We start from the raw sequence: 2,232 nt of genomic DNA on the forward strand, positions 1-2,232 counted from the left end.
ACAGCCTGCTATTCTCTGACTGAAGACTGTCTATCTGTTCACGGTATGATTCTATATCTTCAGAATTAACTTCCTGACCCGCTATCTGCTCCTGCAGTTCCTCCATATAGCGGTTGTTCTGCATGAGGCGCGTCTCGTATTCATGAAGTTGAAGCATGTAGTTCTGTAGCTGTTCCGACTGTTTGCGGATAGTAGTTTCCTTACGGACAAGACGTTTCTGATAGAGGTATGCTACGACAGATATAACCACAATTAGGCATATCGTGATGATGAACAGCAAACGCTGTGCATCTGCCTTCTCCAGCTTCAAACGCAGCTGTTCGGTAATGAGTTTCTGGTGGTCGTACTTCTCCTTATAGGCGATGATTTCCTTACCTTTGTCTAAGGACATGACAGAGTCGGTATAGAAAAGAAGAGAATCGCAAAACTCTTTCATGTATATATTTAATTCTGAATCACAAGATAACTGATACAACGTTTTATAGACAGAACGTTTTGTATATACGTTATCGGTTCTTAATGATTTTTTTAAATAATATAAAGCTGAATCTGACTTAGACAGACATAAATATATTTGTCCTCGCAACAAATAGGTTTGAAAAGAAGGTTGTAATGTTTGTACTACCTCAAGAGATTCATAAAATCTTTTTTGAGCAATATAAACCAAAGCCAATTCTTGCTGTACAACAGCATAAAAATTATCATTCTTTAATTTTAAAGCCAATTCTGCACTTTGTTCATATACCTGTTCAGCTTTATCTAGATTATTCAATAAGCAATAACATCTTGCTAAATATTGTAAAGAAACCATCTGATAGCGCAAATTCGAATCTTTAACAGAATAATTATATGCACTTTGACAAGCTTCAAACGCATACTCAATAAGATTACGATATAAATATATTCTTCCTAATCCTGACATAACCAGATAGCCCAATTTATAATCATTGGTCTTCTCCATTTCAGTCTTGGCCACTAAATAAAATCTGACAGACTCTTCAATATTACCAAGATTATAATTCACCCCTCCCATGTAAAGAGCAGACATTGCTTTTCTAAGGACATTATCAGTAGGTTTATAATACTCGTATGTTATCCTAATAAGTGAATCAGAAGAAATTTTCATCATTTGTTTATACATAGCCTGTGTAGTCAGCAGACACCACAATGCATGGTTCTCCTTATCCCAGCGTGCTGAAGGCATCGGCATTGACTTCAATATGTGCAATGCACTGTCCGGGTAATCAAACATCACGGATTCAGCATGAACCAGTTCCGGAAGAGGAGTTTTCTCCTTGCCGTCTCCGCCACATCGGATATTCAAAAGGGCTGTAAAAGCAATCAGAATGTACAGAATATAGTGAGTTATCTTTCTCATTTTACAAAAATTTCCGGCAAAAATAAGAATATTCCGGCACTATACACATTAGTGTGCGCATTTTGTTAAGGCTAAGGGAAAGAGCTATGAATTAATGACGTGAAAGTCCAATTTTTTATTTACCTTTGCCTAATGTACAAAAAGAATCAGGTTATGAAATTTCCAATTGGTATCCAAAGTTTTGAACGCATTATTCAAGAAGGTTATATATATGTTGATAAAACTGACATTATTTATGACCTTACACATAATGGAAGCATTTATTTTCTCAGTCGTCCAAGACGGTTCGGAAAGAGCCTACTTGTTTCTACTCTGGAAAACTATTATTCAGGACGCAAGGAACTGTTTCGTGGTCTTGCCATAGAAAAGATGGAGACAGAATGGAACGAGTATCCCGTTTTCCATGTGGATTTCAACGCGACTAATTTTACCAATCCCGGAGAACTGGAGAAGAAACTTAACTTTTATCTGGCGGAATGGGAACAGAAGTACAATCTGCCTGTACGAGTAAATGAATTGGGTCTTGGAGACCGCTTTATAAAGATTCTCGAGGCCGCTCATCTTCAGACTGGCCGACGCGCAGTGGTACTTGTAGATGAATACGACAAACCTATGCTTGATGTACTGGAGGTGGATACCAATCTGGAGGACAGACATCGCAATGTTCTGAAAGCTTTTTATTCCGTGTTTAAGGGAGCGGACAAACACCTGCAGTTCGTACTGCTAACAGGTGTAACCAAGTTCTCGCAGGTAAGTGTGTTCAGCGGATTCAATCAGCCGAAAGATATAAGTATGGATGTACGTTATGAGGCTCTTTGCGGTATTACTCAGGAGGAAATTGTAAAATATTTTAC

Annotated in this window: 2 protein-coding genes; one reads left to right on the top strand and one right to left on the bottom strand. The window is 38.0% G+C overall.

The annotated features are described in order from the left end of the window. Positions 1-1,378 (bottom strand): hypothetical protein (locus tag Q0486_RS02955; RefSeq protein WP_299230216.1); only part of this gene is annotated, 1,378 nt, incomplete at its 3' end. 153 nt (positions 1,379-1,531) lie between these two features. Here Q0486_RS02955 and Q0486_RS02960 point away from each other — a divergent pair. Further along, positions 1,532-2,232: AAA family ATPase (locus tag Q0486_RS02960; protein ID WP_299230217.1), on the top strand; the 701-nt coding region annotated here is incomplete at its 3' end.

It is taken from the genome of uncultured Bacteroides sp. (genome assembly GCF_937912035.1).
Classification (GTDB): domain Bacteria; phylum Bacteroidota; class Bacteroidia; order Bacteroidales; family Bacteroidaceae; genus Phocaeicola.